This is a genomic window from Streptomyces sp. UH6 (assembly GCF_013421635.1).
In the GTDB taxonomy this organism is placed as follows: Bacteria; Actinomycetota; Actinomycetes; order Streptomycetales; family Streptomycetaceae; genus Streptomyces; species Streptomyces abyssomicinicus.
This window is the reverse complement of record NZ_JACADT010000654.1, coordinates 1-3,277: the sequence shown is the minus strand read 5'-3', so window position 1 is coordinate 3,277 and position 3,277 is coordinate 1. Positions and strand designations below refer to the sequence as shown.

Annotated in this window: 2 protein-coding genes; both read right to left on the bottom strand. The window is 73.1% G+C overall.

Annotation, left to right across the window (positions count from 1 at the left end; all coding sequences use genetic code 11):
- A partial coding sequence (locus HW445_RS23725) for an acyltransferase (protein WP_180222980.1) occupies positions 1-1,130 on the bottom strand: 1,130 nt, incomplete at its 3' end.
- Entirely contained in the window at positions 1,127-3,235 is a 2,109-nt protein-coding gene (locus HW445_RS23720) for a bifunctional polysaccharide deacetylase/glycosyltransferase family 2 protein (protein ID WP_180222981.1), read from the bottom strand. The genes HW445_RS23720 and HW445_RS23725, both read right to left, overlap by 4 nt.
- Positions 3,236-3,277: the final 42 nt, after the last annotated feature.

Sequence of the window (3,277 nt, the reverse complement as noted above, 5' to 3'; positions counted from 1 at the left end):
GGCCAGGGGCGGATCCGGCGGCCCGCGGCGAGGTCCTCGACCCAGCCGAACGCCAGGACCGCGAGCGCGAGGAGCGGCCAGAGCAGCAGGAACGCGGCGGGCAGCGAGGCGGCCTCGCCGACGCCCGCGAGGTCGAGCAGCGGGAAGGTGAGGGCGATCAGCAGGTTGTGCCACAGGTAGACGGTGACCGCGCGGTTGTTGGCCAGGGTGACCGGCCCGTCCCAGCGCCGCAGCCGCCCCGGCAGCCGGGTCCACACCGGTGCGTACACCAGCAGGAGCACCACGAAGCCGAACGACCACAGCCCCTGGGCCAGGGGGATGTCGTTGAGGTCCCAGCGCTCGTCACCCTGGTGCCCGGAGGCCCACCACAGCCCGAGGGCCATCAGCGCGGAGGCGCCGGAGACGGTGACGTAGCGGGGGACGCGGGCGAGCGTCCCGTCCTGGTGGGCGAAGCCGAGGACCCAGCAGGCGCCGTACACGCAGAAGTCCTCGACGACCTCGCCCGTCTCGCCGGGGACCGTCACCAGCCCCGTGCCGAACACCGCGGTGAGCGCCAGGGGCGCGAACAGCGTGGGCCAGGCCGCACGCCGGAAGAGCCACAGCAGCAGGGGCGAGGCCACCACGAACCAGAGGTAGGCACGCAGGTACCAGAGCGGTCCGGCGCCGTCCCTCGCCCAGTCGGTGTCCAGCACGCCGGACGGGGAGCCTATCCGCTCCGGGTAGGGCGGCGCGCCCACCGGGACGAGGTAGTTGAGCGTCCCGGCCACCCCCCACGGCCCCTGCGGTGTCCAGCCGAAGCCGAGGAGCAGCAGCGCCAGCACCACCACGGAGAACACCCACAGCGGGGGCAGCAGACGCCGCAGCCGCGAGGCGACCACCTGGCGCGCCGAGCTCCCCGGGCGCCGCATCGACCGCGCGGTCAGCGAGCCGGCCAGCGCGAACATCACGCCCATCGAAGGGAAGAGCACCGTCAGCCAGGCCCAGCCGAAGACGTGGTAGACCATCACCCGCAGCAGGGCCAGCGCGCGCAGCAGGTCCAGGTAGCGGTCCCTGCCGCCGCCCGGGGCCGGCGCCCCGCCCTGCCCGGGTACCTCCCCCGTCGGTGCCGTACTCGTCGTCCCCGCGCTCATCCCGCCGCCCCCCGTGCTCCCGTGCCCGTGCCCGGCGCGGCCTCGACCACGCCGGTCCTGCGCAGCTTCTGCCACCGCAGCCGGCCGCCCGTCAGCGCCGTGATCCAGGACTGGAGGAGCACCACGTACATCAGCTGCCGGTAGAGGATCTGCTGGAGCGGCAGCGAGATCAGGTGCCGCAGGGGCTCCTTGTCGAGCCGGAAGGCGTAGGCGGCGCACACGGCCTGGACGGCGAGCACGCCCAGCCAGGCGCCGACCGTCGCGCCCGTCGGGCCGAAGACCAGGCCGTAGACCAGGAACACGTCGAAGAGCGGGGCCAGCAGCGGCGCCAGGACCATGAAGAGGGAGACCAGCGGCAGTCCGACGCGGCCGAACCGTCCGGAGGAGCCCTTGTCGAGGACCGCGCCCCGGTGCTTCCAGATGGCCTGCATGGTGCCGTAGGACCACCGGTAGCGCTGCGACCACAGCTGCTGCACCGTCTCGGGCGCCTCGGTCCACGCCCGCGCGTCCTGCGCGTAGACGACCCGCCAGCCGTCGCGGTGGATGGCCATGGTGATGTCGGTGTCCTCGGCGAGGGTGTCCTCGCTCATGCCGCCGACCCGTTCCAGCGCGGTGCGCCGGAACGCCCCGACCGCGCCGGGGATGGTGGGCATGCAGCGCAGCACGTCGTACATCCGGCGGTCGAGGTTGAACCCCATGACGTACTCGATGTGCTGCCAGGCCCCGATCAGCGAGTCCCGGTTGCCGACCTTGGCGTTGCCGGCCACCGCCCCGACCCCGGCGTCCGCGAACGGCTGCACCAGCTCCCGCACCGTGGCGGACTCGAAGACGGTGTCGCCGTCCATCATCACGATGATGTCGTGGCTCGCGTGGGCGATGCCCCGGTTGAGCGCGGCCGGTTTGCCGGCGTTGGCCTGCCGGACCACCCGGACGTCGGGCAGGTCCATCGCCTCCACGATGTCCGCGGTGCCGTCGGCGGAGCCGTCGTCGATGACGATCACCTCGACGGGGTGCTCGCTCTCCATCAGCGAGCGCACCGTGTTCTCGATGCACTTGGCCTCGTTGTAGGCCGGGACCAGCACCGTCACCGGCTCGGTGACCGGCCGCGCGCCCCAGCGTCCCGCTCGGCGGCGCACCCGGCGGACGTGGAACGTGGAGAGCGCCAGCATCAGCACGAACCGTCCGATGACCAGCGCCCCGACCACGACCAGGCCGGCGACGAGCACGGTGGTGACGGACTGGGACGCCTGCACCAGCCACACCCACGCCTTGCCCTTCCACAACTCGGGCCCGGTGACCGGGGTGTGGGCGCTGCGCCAGTCCAGGGCCTCGGTGAGGTTCTGGAACGCGTAACCCCGGCTCGCGAGCTCGGGCAGCATCCGGTCCAGCGCGGCCACGGTCTGGCTGCGGTCGCCGCCGGAGTCGTGCATCAGGACGATCGCCCCGGCCCCGTGCCGCGGGGTGGCCCGGCGGACGATCTCGTCGACGCCGGGACGCTTCCAGTCCTGGCTGTCGGTGTTGTTGAGGACGGTGAGGTAGCCGCGCTCGCCGAGGTGCCGGGTCACCGGCCAGCCGTTGTTGTCCATGGCGTCGGCGAACGAGGAGTACGGCGGGCGGAACAGCGAGGTGCGGATGCCGGCGGCGCCGGCCAGGGCGGTCTGGGTCTGGGAGAGCTCGAAGTCGATGCGCTCGGGGGTCTGGTAGGAGAGGTCGGGGTGGTTGAAGGTGTGCAGGCCGATCTCGTGCCCCTCCGCCACCATGCGCTCCACCAGGTCGGGGTGGCGGGAGGCCATGGTCCCGGTGATGAAGAAGACGGCGTGCGCGTCGTGCTTCCTCAGCACGTCGAGGACCTTGGGGGTCCACTCCGGGTCCGGGCCGTCGTCGAAGGTGAGCACCAGACGCCGGTCCGGCACGCGGAGCGTCTCCGTGCGGCCGCCGCGGGTGTCGATGACGGGGCCGCCGGAGAGGATCTCGTCCGGCACCTCGTCGGTGGGCGCGGGCGGGCGGACGCGGTGGTCGGCGAGGATCTCGCTGTTCACGTAGCCGCGCAGCATCAGCATCGCCGACAGGGCGAGGAGGATCAGCGAGGGCAGCAGGTAGCGCAGCGGCAGGCGGCGCGGGCGGCGCGCGGGCCCGGCCTTCGCCCC